The sequence below is a fragment of the Plectonema radiosum NIES-515 genome, assembly GCF_025753815.1.
GTDB classification, from domain to species: domain Bacteria; phylum Cyanobacteriota; class Cyanobacteriia; order Cyanobacteriales; family Nostocaceae; genus Hassallia; species Hassallia radiosum_A.
The window spans coordinates 1-2,045 of record NZ_JAOWRF010000313.1 but is presented as its reverse complement, the minus strand read 5'-3'; the positions used below and the strand labels follow the sequence as shown (position 1 = coordinate 2,045).

Sequence of the window (2,045 nt, the reverse complement as noted above, 5' to 3'; positions counted from 1 at the left end):
GGGGACAGGGGGGACAGGGGGGACAAGGGGGACTGCGCGATCGAGGGGGACAAGGAGAATAATTCTTCTTTCTCCCCCAACGGGAGAGCCAGTAGCCTCAACGCGCTTATCCCCCGCACGGCGCTGGACTCACCATCCCAAGAACTCTCCCCATCCTCCATCCCCCCATCTCAAGAACTCTCCCCCTCTCCCCTACGGGGGATGCGTGTGATACGCTCTTTTTATAGGGTCTTAAGTAGTGTTGCCGATAATAGGAGAAAATACTCGTGCATTTATTAATGCAAACAGCAGCCGATGCCGCTGCAAACGGTCCCCATTTTCCCGTAGCTGCCGCTTTGGTATATGTGGTTGGTTTTATTGCTGCTGTGACGATTGGTTCGATCGCTTGGTACAACTCCAAGCGTCCCCCCGGTTGGGAAAGCAAAGAGCGTCCTGACATTGTACCTGAACTCAAAAAAGAAGAAACTTCGGGTGTGGGTGAACCGAAGTCATAAAAAGTTAGGAGTTAGGAGTTAGGAGTTAGGAATTAAAAACTCATAACTCATAACTCATAACTCTTTTAGTTTTGAACCTCAACCCAACGTCTATACAGTTTCTGAATTTGTTTGAGAATGGCATTATGACCGGGTTGAGTCGAGTCGTTTGCCGTGGATAATTCTTGTAACTTCGTTAGTAGTCTTGCTTCTTCGATCGCTACTTCACCATCGCTGTAGATTAAGCCACTGATGGCTTCAATCAAATTTTCATAATCTTCGTTGGTGGGGCGATCGCCTAAATAATCTTTCACCCATTTATAGCACTCGTCTGGCTGCACGGGAACCAGTTCGTACAACCAAGGCTTAATATCTGGATCGCTTGCTAAACCTTTTGCTTGAGCGATTTCGCGCAGATATTGCCGTTCTTCTGCTTGAATTTTACCATCAATCCAAGCCGCTCCAATCAGGATTTTAACCAAGTTTTTCACATTGGAATTAGCAGCCATTGCTTTGTCCTTTGTAATTTAATTTTGTAATTTGATTTTTCAGTTTTTCAAAGGTTTTTGACCCTTGACTGTTGACTAGACCTCTTGACTCTTAACTCCTAACTTTTAACTCCTAACTTTTAACTCCTAACTCCTAACTCTTGTCCTTTAGCCCTTGACTAATATTAAAATCACAAACAGCATTCACCTTTAATCGTTGGTTTTTCTTAAGCGCACCATGAAAAAGCCATCCATTTCTTCTTTCTGAGGCAATACTTTAATCCAGCCTTGTGGTGTAGAATACCCGAAAGCTGGTGAATCTACGTCAGGAGGCTCTATTTGCCAGTTTGGGTGCGACGTTAAAAAGGACTCAATGACATCTTCATTTTCTGCTGGATGCAATGTGCATGTTGCGTAAACTAATATGCCATTAGTCTTGACAAATGTTGATGTATGCGCTAGTAATTGTTTTTGCAGTGTCGAGAGTTCTTGGACAGACTGTGGTGTTTGTCGCCAACGAGCATCAGCATGGCGGTGCAGAGTTCCTAAACCAGAGCATGGTGCATCAATTAAGACGCGATCGCCGATGTTTTGAAATTGGGGTTGATTGCGGCTATCGCCAGTATAACTTTGAATAGAGTGCAAATTTAGGCGTTGAGCATTTTCCTTGAGTTTGCGAAGACGTGAGGAAGTGCGATCGCCTGCCCAAATTGTCCCTTTATCCCCCATCAATTCGGCAATGTGCGTTGTTTTGCCTCCCGGTGCCGCACAAACATCAATTATTACCTCACCAGGTTGCGGGTCGAGCAAATGACTTACCAACTGAGCGCTACTATCTTGCACAGTCCACCAACCCTCGCGAAAACCAGGTAAATTTGGAATTGCACCACTACTACCAACCAATCGCAAAGCTTGGGGTAAGTGAGGAACGCGCTTAACTAAAACACCCTTCAATTGCAAAGCCGTTTCAACTTCCTCAACCGAAGTGCGAAGAAGATTTACCCGCAAGTCAATAACTGGGGTTTGGTTCATCCACTCGCATAATTTTTCTGTTTGTGCGAAACCAAACTGTTTCAACCACACT

Annotated in this window: 3 protein-coding genes; 1 reads left to right on the top strand and 2 read right to left on the bottom strand. The window is 45.0% G+C overall.

Features of this window, described 5'->3' with window-relative positions:
• Positions 1 to 278 precede the first annotated feature (278 nt).
• Positions 279 to 494: a photosystem II assembly protein Psb35 gene (gene psb35 / locus OGM63_RS21825; RefSeq protein ID WP_263747760.1), complete on the top strand. Its 216-nt coding sequence runs from the start codon at positions 279 to 281 to the stop codon at positions 492 to 494.
• Positions 495 to 559: 65 nt separating this feature from the next.
• Here psb35 and OGM63_RS21820 read toward each other — a convergent pair whose 3' ends face one another.
• Positions 560 to 982, bottom strand: a complete 423-nt coding sequence (locus OGM63_RS21820; protein ID WP_263747759.1) for a tellurite resistance TerB family protein — start codon at positions 980 to 982, stop codon at positions 560 to 562.
• A 189-nt stretch (positions 983 to 1,171) separates the two neighbouring features.
• The coding region (gene rsmB / locus OGM63_RS21815) for a 16S rRNA (cytosine(967)-C(5))-methyltransferase RsmB (protein WP_263747758.1) at positions 1,172 to 2,045 on the bottom strand (874 nt) is incomplete at its 5' end.

Bases quoted from the DNA above. Each gene is read 5' to 3' on its own strand.
- psb35 (WP_263747760.1), top strand. From the start codon at position 279: ATGCAAACAGCAGCCGATGCCGCTGCAAACGGTCCCCATTTTCCCGTA.
- OGM63_RS21820 (WP_263747759.1), bottom strand. From the start codon at position 982: ATGGCTGCTAATTCCAATGTGAAAAACTTGGTTAAAATCCTGATTGGA.